Annotated in this window: 15 protein-coding genes; 7 read left to right on the top strand and 8 right to left on the bottom strand. The window is 71.5% G+C overall.

Annotated elements, in window-relative coordinates; translation table 11 throughout:
* Positions 1 to 6: 6 nt before the first annotated feature.
* Positions 7 to 2,139: a glycosyltransferase family 4 protein gene (locus EDD30_RS23765; protein WP_071810182.1), complete on the bottom strand. Its 2,133-nt coding sequence runs from the start codon at positions 2,137 to 2,139 to the stop codon at positions 7 to 9.
* A 97-nt stretch (positions 2,140 to 2,236) separates the two neighbouring features.
* Here EDD30_RS23765 and EDD30_RS23760 point away from each other — a divergent pair, with 97 nt between their 5' ends.
* From EDD30_RS23760 to wecB, 3 genes are all read left to right on the top strand, one after another.
* Complete coding sequence (locus EDD30_RS23760; protein WP_071810181.1) at positions 2,237 to 2,878, top strand: class I SAM-dependent methyltransferase; 642 nt, start codon at positions 2,237 to 2,239, stop codon at positions 2,876 to 2,878.
* Positions 2,879 to 2,892: 14 nt separating this feature from the next.
* A complete protein-coding gene (locus EDD30_RS23755; protein ID WP_071810180.1) occupies positions 2,893 to 3,714 on the top strand; it encodes a hypothetical protein in 822 nt (273 codons plus the stop codon).
* A 64-nt stretch (positions 3,715 to 3,778) separates the two neighbouring features.
* A complete protein-coding gene (gene wecB, locus EDD30_RS23750; protein ID WP_071810179.1) occupies positions 3,779 to 4,870 on the top strand; it encodes a non-hydrolyzing UDP-N-acetylglucosamine 2-epimerase in 1,092 nt (363 codons plus the stop codon).
* A gap of 16 nt (positions 4,871 to 4,886) precedes the next feature.
* On the opposite strand, the gene EDD30_RS23745 is transcribed toward wecB, so the two are convergent.
* The 7 genes from EDD30_RS23745 to upp form a co-directional block, all read right to left on the bottom strand.
* On the bottom strand, positions 4,887 to 5,477 hold the full coding sequence (locus tag EDD30_RS23745; RefSeq protein WP_071810178.1) for a hypothetical protein: 591 nt from the start codon (positions 5,475 to 5,477) through the stop codon (positions 4,887 to 4,889).
* Complete coding sequence (locus EDD30_RS23740; protein WP_071810177.1) at positions 5,474 to 6,850, bottom strand: glycosyltransferase; 1,377 nt, start codon at positions 6,848 to 6,850, stop codon at positions 5,474 to 5,476. Before EDD30_RS23740 ends, EDD30_RS23745 begins: the two co-directional genes overlap by 4 nt.
* Positions 6,847 to 7,377: a hypothetical protein gene (locus EDD30_RS23735; RefSeq protein WP_071810176.1), complete on the bottom strand. Its 531-nt coding sequence runs from the start codon at positions 7,375 to 7,377 to the stop codon at positions 6,847 to 6,849. Before EDD30_RS23735 ends, EDD30_RS23740 begins: the two co-directional genes overlap by 4 nt.
* Before the next feature lie 45 nt (positions 7,378 to 7,422).
* Positions 7,423 to 8,625 carry a glycosyltransferase family 4 protein gene (locus EDD30_RS23730; protein ID WP_244945379.1) on the bottom strand — a complete coding sequence of 401 codons (1,203 nt, stop codon included), beginning with the start codon at positions 8,623 to 8,625 and terminating at the stop codon, positions 7,423 to 7,425.
* Entirely contained in the window at positions 8,625 to 9,626 is a 1,002-nt protein-coding gene (locus EDD30_RS23725) for a Gfo/Idh/MocA family protein (RefSeq protein WP_071810175.1), read from the bottom strand. Before EDD30_RS23725 ends, EDD30_RS23730 begins: the two co-directional genes overlap by 1 nt.
* A complete protein-coding gene (locus EDD30_RS23720) occupies positions 9,623 to 10,729 on the bottom strand; it encodes a DegT/DnrJ/EryC1/StrS family aminotransferase (RefSeq protein WP_123678479.1) in 1,107 nt (368 codons plus the stop codon). Before EDD30_RS23720 ends, EDD30_RS23725 begins: the two co-directional genes overlap by 4 nt.
* 228 nt (positions 10,730 to 10,957) lie before the next feature.
* Positions 10,958 to 11,590, bottom strand: coding sequence for a uracil phosphoribosyltransferase (upp, locus tag EDD30_RS23715; protein WP_071807357.1), 633 nt, complete (start codon positions 11,588 to 11,590; stop codon positions 10,958 to 10,960).
* A 62-nt stretch (positions 11,591 to 11,652) separates the two neighbouring features.
* Here upp and deoC point away from each other — a divergent pair, with 62 nt between their 5' ends.
* From deoC to EDD30_RS23695, 4 genes are all read left to right on the top strand, one after another.
* Positions 11,653 to 12,603 carry a deoxyribose-phosphate aldolase gene (gene deoC, locus EDD30_RS23710; protein WP_071807358.1) on the top strand — a complete coding sequence of 317 codons (951 nt, stop codon included), beginning with the start codon at positions 11,653 to 11,655 and terminating at the stop codon, positions 12,601 to 12,603.
* 50 nt (positions 12,604 to 12,653) lie between these two features.
* Positions 12,654 to 14,081 (top strand): aldehyde dehydrogenase family protein, encoded by a 1,428-nt coding sequence (locus EDD30_RS23705; protein WP_071807359.1) that lies wholly within the window; start codon positions 12,654 to 12,656, stop codon positions 14,079 to 14,081.
* 112 nt (positions 14,082 to 14,193) lie between these two features.
* Positions 14,194 to 15,030, top strand: a complete 837-nt coding sequence (locus tag EDD30_RS23700; protein ID WP_071807366.1) for an aldehyde dehydrogenase family protein — start codon at positions 14,194 to 14,196, stop codon at positions 15,028 to 15,030.
* 113 nt (positions 15,031 to 15,143) lie between these two features.
* The gene (locus tag EDD30_RS23695) at positions 15,144 to 16,049 is read left to right on the top strand and encodes a DNA primase (protein ID WP_084556720.1); all 906 of its coding nucleotides are present in this window, start codon (positions 15,144 to 15,146) and stop codon (positions 16,047 to 16,049) included.
* The last annotated feature ends 71 nt before the right edge of the window (positions 16,050 to 16,120 follow it).

The raw sequence follows: 16,120 nt of genomic DNA, 5'->3' as shown, positions 1-16,120 counted from the left end.
GATCGATCACCGTCCGGGCCCGGCACCGCCGCGGAGGAGTCGATCCGGCGACGCCACGACGACCAGGTCCGCACGACCGGCGACGAGGCGAGCGGCCAACTCCCGGCCCACCGGCCCCGGCGCCACCACGTAGCGCGTCCGCGTGAGATCCAGGCCGGGCAGAACTGTGCCACGCACTTCGGACCAGAGCGCGTCGGCCCGCCGACGCACCCATCGGCGGCCGGTGAAGACGGCACCCACCTTGCGCACGCCGCGGCGATGCAAGCGGCGCGCCCGGCGCATCACCACCTCCCAGCCCGGCTCCGGCCGCTTTCGGGCGACGGCCAGCAGCCCCTCGATGACCTTTCCGGCCACCTGGCGTACCACGACGTCCTCGGCGTGCCGGACGCGTTCGAGACCGGCCCCGGCGCGGAGCCGGTGCACGGTGATCCCGGGTCCGCCGAAGGAACCGTCCACCGTCGTCAGCACGTCCGCCTGTTGTCCGGCGGCGGCGATCCGGTCGAGGGCCGGGCGAACCTGCGCCGCTGCCGCGGCGTCGGTGACGAGCACGACGACTCGGTCGCCGGACGGCTCGGACGGCTCGGACGGCTCGGCGACGACGCCCTCGATCGGCTCGTCGTACCACCGCCGCAGGCGCTCGGCCACGGCGGCGTTGCCGTACCGCTCGCGCAGGATCTCCCGGGCGGCCTCGAGATCGAGCCTGGGCAGCTCCTCGGCCAGGGCGCGGAACGCCTCGGCCACCTGCGCCGGCGTGCGGTCCACGTCGATCAGCCGGCCGGCGACGCCGTCGAGGCCCGCCAGCGTCTCCCGCGGTCCGTCGCTGCCGGCCACCAGCACCGGCAGACCGGTGCCGACCGCCTCCACCACGGTCATGCCGAACGTCTCCTTGGTACTGAGATGCACGAGGAGATCGTGGTCGTGCATGAGGCCGGCGACCTGGTCCGGGCGTACCGGCGGCAGCAGCCGGACGCGATCGGCCAGCCCCAGTTCGGCGGCCCGGCGCGCCAGGTCGTCCGCCAGTGGCCCCGAGCCCACCAGGGTCAGGGTGCGGGCCGGTTCCTCCGCGGCGGCGACGGCGAAGGCCTCCAGCAGCAGCCGTACGCCCTTGTGCTCGATCAGCCGTCCGACATAGAGCCACCGGTTCAGCTCGGTCACCGGCGACGGCCGGACCGCGAAACCGTCGAAGTCGATCGGGTTCGGCACCACCTCGAACTTGCCCGCGTGGCGCGGGAACTCGGTACGCAGATAGTCGCGCAGGCCCGCACCCACGCACAACACCACGTCGGCCCGGTCGAGCATGGCGGCGTACCGGCGTCGTACGCCCGCCTTGCCCAGCACCCGCGGCAGGAAGGTCGCGTGCTCCGTCACCACGACGCGTGCCTCGGGCCGGGCCAGGGCGGCGGCGACGGCCCCTCCGTAGAGGCCCGTGTGCGCGTGCACCACCGGCGCCTCGATCCGCCCGGTGGGCAGCACGGCCCGTACGGCGCGCACGTGAGCGTCGATCCATTGCGGGTAGCCGCCGGTCGTCAGGCTGGGCACCGCGACCCGGCACAGCTCGCCCTGCGGGGTGTCCCGGACCACGAACAGGCCCGGGCCGGCCGTGAACCGGTCCGAGACCGTGTCGACCGCGTCCGGTGACGCCTCCGCACGGGGATAGAACCAGCCCTCGCTGTGCACCGTGGAGACGGCGCCGCGGCCCGGCCGCACGGCATCGGTGGTGGCCCGCACGAATGCGCCCGCGAAGTCGTCGTTCGGGCCCGGATACCACGGGGTGACGACGACGAGATCGGCCGGCCGCGGCCGGCGACCGGCCGTGGCGTCCGGCTCGATGCCGACGCTGATGTCCGGCCGTCGCCGCGCGACATCCCAGGCCGGCACCAGCGCCGGAGCGTCGCCGGCCACGAGGACGGCGCCGGAGGGCAGGACACCGTCGTCGCGCAGGAGCCCGGCCACGGCGCGCTCGTCCGGAAGCCTTCGAAGATCCACGCCGGCGGGCGCGTCGACGCCGGCCCAGGCCGGCCGGTCGAGCACCACGAGCGTCACCTCGGCGCCGTCGTCCGCCGCCTGGGCGGTCAACCGTAGCGCTGCGTCGATGCGCCGACTGCCGAGCGCGAGGTAGACGACTTTCCGGCGCGACATCCCGTTCCGTTTCTCTGAAGTTGACCACCGCAACCCGCACCGAGGTACTACTCTGCGCAGGTTCGCGTCACCTCCCGCTGCGAAGGTGGATCATGTCATGACGCTTCTGACCGACGCGGAAGCCTCGAAATACTGGAACGAGCGCCACCAGCAGGAGAGCGACCTGCGGTCCGGCGGCGACATCTCGTTCGACGAAGCGACCAACTATATGTTCTACCTGCGGCGCCTCACCATGTTGATGGACCGCGTCGGTCTGCAGAACAACCCCGTGGCGCCGCTGTATCTGCTCGATGCCGGGTGCGGCAAGGGCTACTTCAGCCGGGAGCTGGCCAAGTTCGGCCATCAGGTCGACGGCATCGACGGCAGCGAGGCGGCGATCGCGCATTGCCGGGAGCTCGGCGGCGGCCCGCGCTACCACCAGACGACGCTCTCCGGCTGGCGTACGCCCTGGCTCTACGACGCCGTCTTCACGATCGACGTGCTGTTCCACATCCTGGACGACGCGGAGTGGGCCCGGTCCACCCGCAACCTGGCGTCACTGGTCCGGCTGGGTGGCAAACTCATCATCGGCGACTGGGGCGAGGATGGCGACCGGGTCTACGGCAACTACCAGGTGGTCCGCGGCCGCGACCAGTATCTGCCCCTGCTGGACGCCTGCGGCATGCGTTTCGACGGCTGGGAGCCCTACCGCTTCCGGCGGAGCCCCATCGGTCTCTACACCTTCACCCGCATCGGCTGAGAATCGGCGAGGACATGCTCATTCAGGAACTGCTTCCCCTCGTCGGTGACGCGAAGACCGTCGTGGAAGTGAGCGATAGCGGAGAAACGCTCAAGGAGTTGCTGCGCGCTCCGGCGTCGTCGGCGTACCGGAAGTATGTGCCGGGCGGCGAGAAGATGGATCCCGACACGGTGGTGGTCGCCTTCGTGGGCCCCAGGCCCGAGACGCACGTCGACGCGGAAACGGTCGCTCCGGCCCTGCGGGAGCTGCCCGTCGGCGGCCGGGCGCTGCTACTGCTCGGCTGGGCGGTGCCGGACCTGCCGTACCACCGGCTGCTGGACGAGCTGGTCACCGCGGGATGCCAGGTTCTTCAGGTCGTGCCGCTGGACAAGGTCTCGCGGCACGGAGCGCACTGCGCCGTCCTGGCCGCCCGGGTCGATCGCCTCGCACCGCTGCGTACCCACCTGTCGGACACGCCGGTCGCGCTGGACGAGGAGACCCCCGACCTGCGCGCCCTGCTGCGGCTCACCGGTGAGTACGTGTTCGGCGATCTGCTCAGCCGTCCCCTGCGTCGCAAGCTGGCCGAAACGGCCGACCGGGTGAAGGAACAGGACGAACGCATCCGGCACCTGGAGAAGGAGATCAAGGCTCGCGACGCCGCGGTCACCGCGGCGGAGAGCCGGGTCGCCCGGGCCCGCAAGGAGGCCGCCGACCTGCGCGCCTCCACCTCCTTCAGAGTCGGGGCGACCGTGGTGCAGGGCGCGCGCCGGCCGACCCGGGCCATCGTCAGCGTGCCGGTCGGCCTCGTCCGCATCTGGCGCAAGCGGGATAAGTCCGGCGGCCGTCCGGGGCAGTGATCCCGCCCCTGTATGGTGGCCGTCGAACTCGACCAACCGTCCCGAACCCACGGAGAAGACTGCGATGAAGGTTGTGAGCATCGTCGGCGCCCGGCCGCAGCTGGTGAAGCTGGCGCCCATCGCACAGGCCTTCGCGAACACCGAACACCAACACGTCATCGTCCACACCGGACAGCACTACGACGTGAATCTCTCCGACGTGTTCTTCACCGGTCTCGGCATTCCGGCGCCGGACGTCCACCTGGGCGTGGGTTCCGGCAGCCACGGCGTGCAGACCGGCGCCGTGCTCAGCGCGATGGACCCGGTGCTGGAGCGGGAGCGGCCGGACTGGGTCCTGGTCTACGGCGACACCAACTCGACGCTGGCCGGCGCCGTGTCCGCGGTCAAGATGCACATCCCGGTCGCGCACCTCGAGGCCGGCCTGCGCTCGTTCAACCGCCGCATGCCGGAGGAGCACAACCGCGTGCTCACCGACCACGCGGCCGACCTGCTGCTCGCGCCCACCGAGGAAGCGGTCCGCCACCTGCGCGACGAGGGCCTCGGCGACCGTACCGAGCTGGTCGGCGACGTGATGGTCGACGTCTGCCTGCGGGTCCGCGACGACGTCCTGGCGGGTCGGCACACCGCTCCCGCGCTGCCGGACGGCATCGACCCCGAGCAGCCGTACCTGCTCGCCACGCTGCACCGCGCGGAGAACACCGACGACCCGAAGCGGCTGGCCGAGCTGCTGGGTGCGCTGGCCAAGCTGCCGGTGCCGGTGGCGCTGCTGGCCCACCCGCGGCTCGTGGCCCGGGCCGAGGCCCACGGGCTGAAGCTGCAGCAGGGTGCGGTGCACGTGGGGACGCCGCTGCCGTACGCCTCGATGGTGGCCGGCGTGCTCGGCTCCGTCGGCGTGGTCACCGACTCGGGAGGCCTGCAGAAGGAGGCCTTCCTCCTGGGCCGCCCGTGCACGACCCTGCGCAGCGAGACGGAGTGGGTGGAGACGCTCGAGGACGGCTGGAACCACCTCGTGAACCACCCCGACGAGCTCGGCGACGACTGGACCTCGCTGGCGACCCGCCCCGCGCCACAGGCCGGGCGCGGCACCCCGTACGGGGACGGCGCGGCGGCGAAACGGGTCGTCCAGGTGCTGGCCGAGCGCTTCGCCGCCCGCTGACGGCGGCCCGTTCCTCCTACTTGTCGCCGACGTACGGCTTGCGGTCCAGGGCCGTCGTCGCGCGCACCCCGGGGTAACGCCGCGCCAGCCGCCAGGCCAGGGGCACGGCCGGCTGGTCGGCGGCCACGATCCGGTCCGCCCCCGCCAGGTCCAGTTCCATCGCGGGTCCCCGGCCCCTGCGGGCCAGGATCAGCGGGCGCACTGCACGGAACGTCGGCCAGAACAATTTCTTGTGGATGCCCCTGGAGACCCACGACTGGGTGCGCCGGGTCAGCGCCAGTCCCGCGTCCACCTTCTTCAGCGCCGGCCGGCCGACCGTCATCGACCGAGCCTTGCCGAACGCCTTGGTGGGGAAGGTGAACAGGACGCCGCGGACGATCCGCCGGATCAGGACGTCGTGCACCTCCACGTCGAGCACCCGGTGGACCCGGACCCGGGCATCGAGGTCGGCATCGGCCGTGCTGCCGGTCTCCGCGACCAGCAGGTCGATGTCCACCCCGGCATCGGCCAGGTCCTGTACGTAGGAACGTACCCGCGTGGTGAGCTTGTAGTTCAGGGCGATGACGACGACGCGCGGCGTGGTGCCCGGGACGGCTGACGTGCTCACGACGACTGCTCCTGAACGGTCGACGGTCGGACGAGGGTGCGCATGCGGGCCTCCAGGGGGGCCAGCAGGGTGTCGCGCTTGAAGGTGTCGGCATGCCGGCGGGCCGCCGCGCGTACGTCCGCGGTGGCCTCGCGGGCCGCCTGGCCGGCTTCGATGAAGGACTGCGCCACCTTCTCGGGATCGAGACTGTCCGCGCGGAACCACAGCGGATAGCCCTCGAGGACCTCCCGCGCGGCGATGTCCGGCGCGTGGACCGAGACGATGGGCCGGCCGGTGGCCATGTACTCGAAGATCTTTCCCGAGGTGACGTACCGGCCGCCGGCGGCCAGGAAGACCAGCACGTCGCTGTCGGCGTAGACCGACGACACCTCGGTCTTCGAGACCGGCCCGCGCAACCGCAGCCCGGCGTCCAGCTCGGGGTCGACCTGGCCGGTGGCGTCGAAGCCGAGCCGTGGCAGGAAGCTGGCGTGGCTGTGCTTGAAGAAGCCGAGATGCCCGTAGATGTTGAGTTCGGCGCCGGACAGATCCGGGTGGGCGCGGGCGATCCGGAAGGCCTCCGCCATCTCCTCCACCGGCTGATGGGTGGTGATCGTGCCGAGATAGCCGAACTTGAGCGGGCCCTGCGGCGTCGCCGTCTCCACCGGCTCGGCGGGAGGCAGTTCGAGCAGGTCCGGATCCCATCCGTTCGGCACGACCATCATCCGGTCCGCCGCCCCGGGATACCGCTCGGCGTGCCAGTCACGCAGCGCGTTGTTCACGAAGACGGTCGCCGCGGAGCCGCCGATCACCCGACGTTCCCACTTCCACGTCGGATGCTTCGGTGGGTAGGCCGGCTCGTCCTTGAACAGGTCGAGGGTCCAGGAGTCGCGATAGTCGATCACGTACGGGATCCTCGCCAGCTTGCCGATCGCCCAGCCCGCGGCGAAGGCGGCGAACGGGTTGCCGGTGGCCAGGACCGCGTCGAACTTATCCCGCCGGTGCAGCTTGAGCGCCTTGCCGACCGACGACCGCGCCCAGGACACGTACTGCTCGGGGAACTGCCTGGCCTCGTACCAGTCGAAGAGTTTCTTGGACGCGGTGGGCATCGTGCCGCGGAACCAGCTCATGTTCTGCAGCTCGTGCTCCCACCGGAAGGTGTCGAGCTCGGGGCGTTCGACGGCGATCCGCGGGTCGACGGTTTCGAGCAGCTTCTCGTCGGTCGAGCCGATCACGTCGTACAGGAACCCCAGCGGCGCGGCGAAGACGGTGACGTCCCAGCCGGCGGCGGCGAAGTGGTTCGCCGTCGCGCGGGCCCGGTAGACGCCGCTGGCCCGCGACGGGGGGAAGTAGAAGGCGAGATAGAGCAGGCGAGGACGCCGTTCGCTCGCGGTCATTCCTTGTCCTCACGGTCGGCGGTGGTCAGCTGATCGATGCGGAACGCGACGCGCGGCCGGTGCCGCTCGTCGCCGGCGAGACGCTGTGCCACGGGGAACGACTGCGGGTCCGTCACCACGATCGCGTCGAACCGTCCCCACCGGCGGCGGAACTCGGCCAACGGGCGGTCGGCGGCGTCTCGCCACAGCCGACCGTACAGGGGCAGGAACACGCGGCGGTGCAGTGGGCGACCGATGCGCCGGTCGTACGCCGACGCCAGCCGCTTGCCGCGGCGGCCGCCGACGCGGCGGAGCAGGGCCGCCGGCGCCCGGTGCAGGACGAGGCGCTCGGCGGTCAGCGGCCAGTGCCGCCCGCCCAGTCCGGCCAGCGCGACAACCTGCACGCCGGCGGCGAACTCCTCGTCGGCCCAGGTCTGCGCCTTGTCGACCAGCACGACCGGGCGTTCACCGCGCTCGGTCAGCGTGCGGCTCTCTCCGGTCACCGCCAGCCGCCGGCCGGCGCCCAGGGCAAGAAATAGAACGCGCATGATGCTCCATGATGCTGTCGTCGATCGGTGGCGGAGAAGACTCGCTCAGCTCGGGTCCGCCGACGGCGAGGAGAACCAGGCGTCGTGGTGCTGACGGGCGACGGCCTGATAACCGAACCGGTCGGCCAGGACCCGCCGGGCGCGGTCCAGGTCCATGCCGCCGGGGAAGCGGTCGCGCAACTGCTCGTATCCGGCCACGATGGCGGTGCTGTCCTCCTCCACCTCGATCAGTTGGCCGGCGTCGGACTCGATTCCCGCCAGGGTCTGCTCCGGGCCGCCGCACCGGGTGACGATCACCGGCATACCCGCCGCGGCCGCCTCGACCACCACCACGCCGAAGGTTTCGTACCGGCTCGGATGCACGAGCACGTCGTGCTCACGCATCAGGCCCAGCGCCTCCACGGGCGACAGCGCACCGGCGAAGGTCACGGCGTCGGCGACACCCAGTTCCTCGGCCCGCTCGCCCAGCCGGCCGCGCAGCTCGCCCTCGCCCACCAGGGTCAGGGTCAGGGCGGGCTCCTGCCGGCGGCAGACGGCGAACGCCTCGAGCAGCCAGCCGACGCCCTTGCGCTCGATCAGCCCGCCGACGAACAGCCAGCGGTGCAGCGACTTCACCGGCTCGGCGCGCGGGGTCGCGAAGTCGATCGGGTTGGCGATCGACCGCAGCTTGTCCGCGTGCTCCGGGAACGCCTCCGCAAGCTGCGCGCGCAGGGGATCGCCGACCACGAAGAAGGCCTCACAGGCGGCGAGCACCTCGGCGTAGCCGGCCCGGCCGTCCGGCTCGGCGAGCATCCGGTCCAGGAAGGTGGCGTGCTCGGTCACGAAGAGCCGGCTGTCGGAGCGCATGTTGCGCAGGGCCGGTAGGCCACCCAACAGGCCGACGTGCGCGTGCACGACCGGCGCGGCGATGGGCCGTCCACCGAGAGCCACCTTGAGCGACGCGGCGGCTCGCCGCGCCTGCTCCGCGAACGGCAGCGCCCGGGGCATCGGCACGGGCACGGTCACCAGATCGGCGCCGCCGACCGTACGGCTGGGCGTACCCGCCACGGGCATGAGCGCCCGGACCGCGTCGGCGATCCGGGCGTCCTCGTCAGCCGAGAGCCGGGCTACCCAGCTATCGCAGTGGTACACGGTGAACGACGCCGTGCCCGGCGCGGTCGCCTCCGTCATGGCCTGGACGAACGCACCACGGAACGGCAACTGGGTGCTGGGATACCACGGCGTGACGACGGCGACCGGGCCGGACATCAGGCCTGCTTCGCGGGAATTGCGACCGTGGACCCGCTGCTGGCCGAGCGGAGTACGGCCTCCGCCACCTCGACCGTACGCATGCCCTGGCGGAGGGTGACGATGTCGCTCTCCTTGCCCTCCACGGCGTCCCGGAAGCGTTCGTGCTCGACGAGCAGCGGCTCCCGCTTCGGGATCGCATACCGGACCATGTCGCCCTCGGACACCCCGCGGAACGCGCGCAGCGCCTCCCACTCGGTGCCGATCGCACCGTTGGCGTAGAAGGTCAGGTCGGCGGTGAGCGTGTCCGCGATGAAGCAGCCCTTGGCGCCGGTGATGACCGTCGACCGCTCCTTCATCGGGCTGAGCCAGTTGACCAGGTGGTTGGCCACCAGGCCGTCCTGCATCAAGCCGACCGCGGACACCATGTCCTCGTGCGGGCGCCCGCTGCGCGACACCGTCCGCGCGGAGATGTCCACGTAGCTGCGGCCGGTCACCCAGGCGGTCAGGTCGATGTCGTGGGTGGCCAGGTCCATGACCACGCCGACGTCGGCGATCCGGCCCGGGAACGGGCCCTGCCGGCGCGTGACGATCTGGTACATGTCGCCGAGCTCGCCGGCCTCCAGCCGGGACCGCAGGCTCTGCAGGGCCGGGTTGTACCGCTCGATGTGCCCGACCGCGCCGACGAGCCCGCGGCTCTCGAACGCCTCGACCAGTCGCAGCGACGCCTCCAGCGAGGGCGCCAACGGCTTCTCGATCAGCGCGTTGATGCCGGCCTCCGCCAGCCGCAGGCCGATCTCCTCGTGCAGGCCGGTCGGGCAGGCCACGACCGCGTAGTCCAGCCCCAGGCCGATGAACTGCTCGAGGTCCGCGACCACCGGCACGCCGCCGGGCGCGGCCGCGCCCGGCGCCGGGTCCAGCACGCCGACCAGCTCGACGCCGTCCAGCAGGTTCAGCACCCGGGCGTGGTTGCGCCCCATGGCGCCGAGGCCGATCAGTCCCGCCCGCAGCCCCGCGTTCATGCCTGCACCGCCACGGCGTTCACGGCCTCGGCGATGCGGTCCAGCTCCTCGGTGGTCAGCCCCGGGAAGATCGGCAGCGACACGACCTCCTCGGCGGCCCGGTCGGTCTCCGGCAGCTTCCACGGGCCCGGCGTGCCGTCCTCGTTCAGGTACGGCAGCAGCCGGTGGATCGGCGTCGGGTAGTAGACCGCGTTGCCGATCCCGCGCTCCTTGAGCCCGGCCTGGAACGCGTCACGGTCGCCGGTGAACCGGATCGTGTACTGGTGGTAGACGTGCTTCGCGCCCCCGGCGACCGGCGGCGTGACGACGCCGGTGAGCCGCTCGTCCAGGTAGGCGGCGTTGGCGCGGCGCTGGTCGGTCCAGCCGGCGAGCTGGGTCAACTGCACCCGGCCGATCGCGGCGGCGACGTCGGTCATCCGCATGTTCGCGCCGACGATCTCGTTCTGGTAGCGCGCCTCCATGCCCTGGTTGCGCAGCAGCCGCAGCTTGCGCGCCAGCTCGGCGTCGGCGGTGGTGACCATGCCGCCCTCGAGCGAGTGCATGTTCTTGGTCGGGTAGAAGCTGAAGCACCCGACCGCGCCGAAGGCACCCACCGGCGTGCCGTTCAGGGCGGCGGCGTGAGCCTGCGCGGCGTCTTCCACCACGGCGAGGCCGTGCGCCTCGGCGATCGGCATGATCCGGTCCATCGCGGCGGGGTGGCCGTACAGGTGCACCGGCATGATCGCCACCGTGCGCGGGGTGATCGCCGCGGCGACCGCGTCCGGGTCGATGCAGAACGAGCCGGCCTCGATGTCCACGAAGATCGGGGTGGCCCCGACCAGGCGGACCGCGTTCGCGCTGGCGGCGAACGAGAAGGACGGGACGATGATCTCGTCGCCCGGGCCGAAGCCCAGCGCCATCAGCGAGAGCTGCAGGGCCGAGGTGCCGGAGTTGACGGCGACGCAGTGCCGGCCGGCGACCAGCTCGCCGAACTCACGCTCGAACGCCGCGACCTCGGGGCCTTGCACGACCATGCCGCTGCGCAGCACGCGCACGGCGGCCTCGATCTCGGCGTCGCCGATCACCGGGCGAGCGGGTGGGATGGCGGCGTGGGTTGCCGTCATGAAGGGTCCTCCTGGATACGCACAGCTTCAGATGCGGGGAAGCCTCTGGTCACTTGTCGTGCAGCTTGCGTGACCGGGCCTTCATGCCGCAATAACACCGCGGCGGACGCCACAGTACAGCATGCCCTCGCCCATACTGATTACTCTGCGCAGACGCCGAACGGCTCTGACCAGGCATCGGGAGCCTGAATGACGGCTCCTGAGGGCCCGAGACGTCACTACTGTGAGTCAGAACCGGGGCATGCCGCCGAATTGGCGATCGCCGGCGTCGCCGAGGCCGGGAACGATGTACATCTTCTCGTTCAGTCCCTCGTCGATGCTGGCGGTCACCAGCCGCAGGGGCAGGCCGGAGTCCTTCAGCCGCTGGATGCCTTCCGGCGCCGCCAGCACGCAGCAGATGGTCACGTCCGTGCAACCTCGGTCGACCAGGAGCTGACAGCAGTGCACCAGCGAGCCACCGGTGGCCACCATCGGGTCGAGAACCAGCACCGGCAGGCCGGAGAGGTCACCCGGCAGGGACTCCATGTAGGCGCGCGGCTCGTACGTGTCCTCGTCGCGGGCCAGGCCGACGAAGCCCATGGACGACTCGGGGAGCAGGGCCAGCGCGGAGTCGGCCATGCCCAGCCCCGCACGCAGCACGGGCACGATCAGCGGCGGGTTGGCCAGCCGGGTGCCCTGGGTCGGGGCGACCGGGGTGCTGATCGGGAACTGCTCGACGGCGAAGGCGCGGGCGGCCTCGTAGACGACCATGGTGGTGAGCTCGTGCAGGGCGGCGCGGAACACGCCGGAGTCCGTCCTGGCGTCGCGCATGACGGTGAGTCGGGTCTGGGCCAGCGGGTGATCAACGACAAGTACGTCCACGCCGCTCAACCTACCGGGGTTATTCAAGATCAACTGTTGGTGGGCCGCGTAGACTCCGATTCATGACTGCGACGACGACGTCGAGGCTGTCCGACCTGTCCGATTCCTCCTTCAGCCTCCGGTCCTTCCTGCACGGGCTGCCCGGAGTCGACAAGGTCGGGGTCGAGGCGCGGGCGGCGGCGCTCGGCACCCGGTCGGTGAAGACCAGCGCCAAGGCGGCCGCCATCGACCTCGCGATCCGCATGGTCGACCTGACCACCCTCGAGGGCGCCGACACCCCCGGCAAGGTGCGCGCCCTCTCCGCCAAGGCGGTGCGCCCCGATCCGGCCGACCCGGGCTGCCCCGGCGTCGCCGCGGTCTGCGTCTACCCCGCCATGGTCCCGGTCGCCGCCGAGGTGCTGCGCGGCACCGGCGTGCACCTGGCGAGCGTGGCCACCGCATTCCCCTCCGGCCAGGCGCCGCTCGACGTCAAACTCGCCGACACCCGCGACGCCGTCGCCGGCGGCGCCGACGAGATCGACATGGTGATCAGCCGGGGCGCGTTCCTCGCCGGACGCTACGACCACGTGTTCGACGAGATCGTCGCGGTGAAGGAGGCGTGCGGTTCCGCGCACCTCAAGGTGATCCTCGAGACGGGCGAGCTGGGGACGTACGACAACGTCCGCCGCGCCTCCTGGCTGGCGATGCTGGCCGGCGCCGACTTCATCAAGACCTCCACCGGCAAGGTTCCGGTGGCGGCGACCCTGCCGGTCACGCTCGTGATGCTCGAGGCGGTCCGGGACTTCCGGGCCCGTACGGGACGACAGGTCGGGGTCAAGCCCGCCGGCGGCATCCGCACCACCAAGGACGCCATCAAGTACCTGGTGATGATCAACGAGACCGTCGGCGACGACTGGCTCGATCCCGACTGGTTCCGCTTCGGGGCCTCCTCGCTGCTCAACGACCTGCTGATGCAGCGCACCAAAATCGCCACCGGCCATTACGCCGGCCCTGACTACTTCACGCTGGACTGAGCCCGCCGAGAAGCGGCTTCGCCGCACTGCGAGTAGAAAACCGGTAAGAGATGTTCGAATACGCCCCCGCCCCGGAGTCCCGCTCGGTCGTCGACATCGCACCCTCGTACGGTCTCTTCATCGACGGAGAGTTCGTTTCGCCGGCGTCCTCCGGCGGGGTCTTCAAGACCGTGAACCCGGCCACCGAGGAGGTCCTGGCGGAGGTCTCCACCGCCGGGCCCGAGGACGTCGACCGGGCCGTGGCCGCGGCGCGGCGCGCGGCCGGGCCGTGGTCCGCGCTGCCCGGCGCCGAACGCGCCAAGTACCTCTTCCGCATCGCCCGGATCGTCCAGGAGCGCTCCCGCGAGCTGGCGGTGCTCGAGTCGCTCGACAACGGCAAGCCGATCCGGGAGTCCCGCGACGTCGACCTCCCGCTCGCCGCGGCGCACTTCTTCTACTACGCCGGCTGGGCCGACAAGCTGAGGCACGCGGGCTTCGGCGACAACCCCCGTCCGCTGGGAGTCGCCGCGCAGGTCATCCCGTGGAACTTCCCGATGCTGATGCTCGCCTGGAAGATCGCGCCCGCGCTGGCCACCGGCAACACGGTCGTGCTCAAGCCGGCCGAGACCACGCCGCTGTCGGCGCTGTTCTTCGCCGACGTCTGCCGCCAGGCCGAGCTCCCGCCCGGCGTGGTCAACATCGTCACCGGCGCCGGCGAGACCGGGCGGACCCTGGTCGAGCACGCGGGCGTCGACAAGGTGGCGTTCACCGGCTCCACCGAGGTCGGCCGCCAGATCGCCCGCTCGGTCGCCGGCACCCGCAAGCGCCTCACCCTGGAGCTCGGCGGGAAGGCGGCCAACATCGTCTTCGACGACGCACCGATCGACCAGGCGGTCGAGGGCATCGTCAACGGCATCTTCTTCAACCAGGGCCACGTCTGCTGCGCCGGCTCCCGGCTGCTCATCCAGGAGTCGGTCTACGACGAGGTGATCGAGGCGCTCAAGCGCCGGATGGCCACCCTGCGGGTCGGCGATCCGCTGGACAAGAACACCGACATCGGCGCGATCAACTCGGCGGAGCAACTGGCGCGCATCCGTACGCTCTCCGACATCGGCGCCGAGGAAGGCGCCGAGCGCTGGTCCCCGCCGTGCGAGCTGCCGGCGCAGGGCTTCTGGTTCGCCCCGACGATCTTCACCGGGGTCACCCAGGCGCACCGGATCGCCCGCGAGGAGATCTTCGGGCCGGTGCTGTCGGTGCTCACCTTCCGCACCCCCGCGGAGGCGATCGAGAAGGCCAACAACACGCCGTACGGGCTGTCGGCCGGCATCTGGACCGAGAAGGGCTCGCAGATCCTCGCCGTGGCCGACAAGCTGCGCGCGGGCGTGGTGTGGGCCAACACGTTCAACAAGTTCGACCCGACCTCGCCCTTCGGCGGTTACAAGGAGTCCGGATACGGCCGTGAGGGCGGCCGGCACGGTCTGGAGGCGTACCTTGCCTGAGTCATCCTCTTCCCGCTCGCGCAAGCCCGGCACCGTGGCGGCCGGCAAGGCCGTCGCGGTCCGAAGGTCGTCCGCGGTCAAGGCCGGAGCGACCTCGGCCGTCCCGGCGGCCGTGGCGGACGTTTCCCGCCCCGGCGGCGCCGGACGGCTGGCGGTCCGCAAGACCTACAAGCTCTTCATCGGCGGGGCCTTCCCGCGCAGCGAATCAGGACGGACCTATCTCGTGGACGGCGACAACGTCGTGCTCGCCTCCCGCAAGGACGCGCGGGATGCCGTCGTCGCGGCTCGCGCGGCGCAGCCCAAGTGGGCGGGGGCGACCGCCTACAACCGGGGACAGGTGCTCTACCGGGTCGCGGAGATGCTCGAGGCGCGCCACGCGGAGTTCGTCGCCCGCGGCGTCGCGGCCGCCGAGGTGGACGCCGCCATCGACCGCTGGGTCTGGTACGCCGGTTGGGCCGACAAGATCGCACAGGTGCACGGCGGCGCCAACCCGGTCGCCGGCCCGTTCTTCAACCTCTCCGCCCCGGAGCCCACCGGGGTCGTCGCCGTGGTGGCACCGCCGTCCTTCCTCGGCCTGGTCAGCGTGATCGCCCCGGCGATCGTCACCGGCAACACGGTCGTCGTGCTCGCCGCCGCCCCGCAGGCCGCCGTCACCCTCGCCGAGGTGCTGGCCACCTCCGACGTGCCGGGCGGGGTGGTCAACATCCTCACCGGGCACGCCGCCGAGGTCGCGCCCTGGCTGGCCTCACACGACGACGTGAACGCGCTCGACCTGACCGGGGTCACCGATCCGGCGCTCGCCGCCGACCTGGAACGGTCCGCCGCCGGCAGCCTCAAGCGGGTCGTCCGCCCGAGCGCCGAGGCCGCCGACTTCACCGCGGACCCGGGCCTGGGCGCGATGACGGCACTGCTGGAGACCAAGACCGTCTGGCACCCGAAGGGCTTCTGACCCGCGGGAGGGTGTTTCCGACCGCGGTCGGCCTCCTTCCAGGTTGGACCACTAAGGTGTGTGCCCAGACTCACCCGTCCGAACAGCTCGCGAGAACCAACCCGGAGGTCAGCGTGGCCAGCCAGTCGCCCGAAGAGGCCGCAGAAACCTCGTCGGTCAAGGGAGGCCTATCCGGCCGTGCGCTCTGGGAAGAAGTCCGGGTGTCGCCGGTAGAGATCGCCATGCCGGGCGGCGTGGCGCTGACGCTGCGGGCGCACCGGCAGGCCTCGGAGCTCACTCCCACCGAGATCGAGACCGACGAGGACGACCCGTTCGAGGCGCGCGAGCGCGCCGCGGCCGCGCGGGCCGCCGCGGCGGAGGGCGCGATCGTCGACGACGAGTTCGCCGCGCTCGTCACCGAGGGCGAGGCCGACCCGAAGGACCGCAAGCCCGGCGCCGTCCTGCGCAACGAGGACGGCGAGGTCGTCGAGGAGCCCGACCCCGAGGACTTCAAGGATGACGCCGCGGAGGAGGCGGATGTCCAAGCGGGGGATGAGGAGGTGCCCGTCTTCCTGAGCCACCGCGGCAAACTGCTGGCCTTCAAGACCCCCGAGTCGCTGGTCGCCTTCATTCAATCGGGTGCTCCGCACGACCTCGCACAACTCGACACCTGGGACACAGTGGCCGAGCGGGTACAGTCGTCCGACATCGACCCGCTGCCGGAGGATCGCTACGAGCTGGACCTCGTGGTGGAGAACCTGCGCGGCGGTCACGACACATGGGACCTGCCGCTACTCATCGCCGCGGGCGAGGTGGCCCGCGACCTGGGCCACGCGTTGCGGCTGAAGCCGGTGATCCTGGCGTTGGCACCGGGGTCGCCACTCGACGACCTGGACGAGTCCCTCCGGTCCGCGGAAAGTGGCGGAATGGGCGGTTTCTTCGGTCGCCGCAAGCTCCGTAAAATCGGGGCGCAGCAGGCGAGTCTCGGGTGGCGCTCGGTCATCGGCAAGATCTCTGCCGCTGTGGACTGGCGCGACTGACCCTCACCAGGGACCATCAGTCCTTGGCGAAAACAGCAGCGATGAGCATTGTTCGCGACGGTGGAGATCTC

It is taken from the genome of Couchioplanes caeruleus, from assembly GCF_003751945.1.
Lineage (GTDB): Bacteria > Actinomycetota > Actinomycetes > Mycobacteriales > Micromonosporaceae > Actinoplanes > Actinoplanes caeruleus.
The sequence above is the reverse complement of the archived record's forward strand: the minus strand, read 5'-3'. Positions and strand labels throughout refer to the sequence as shown.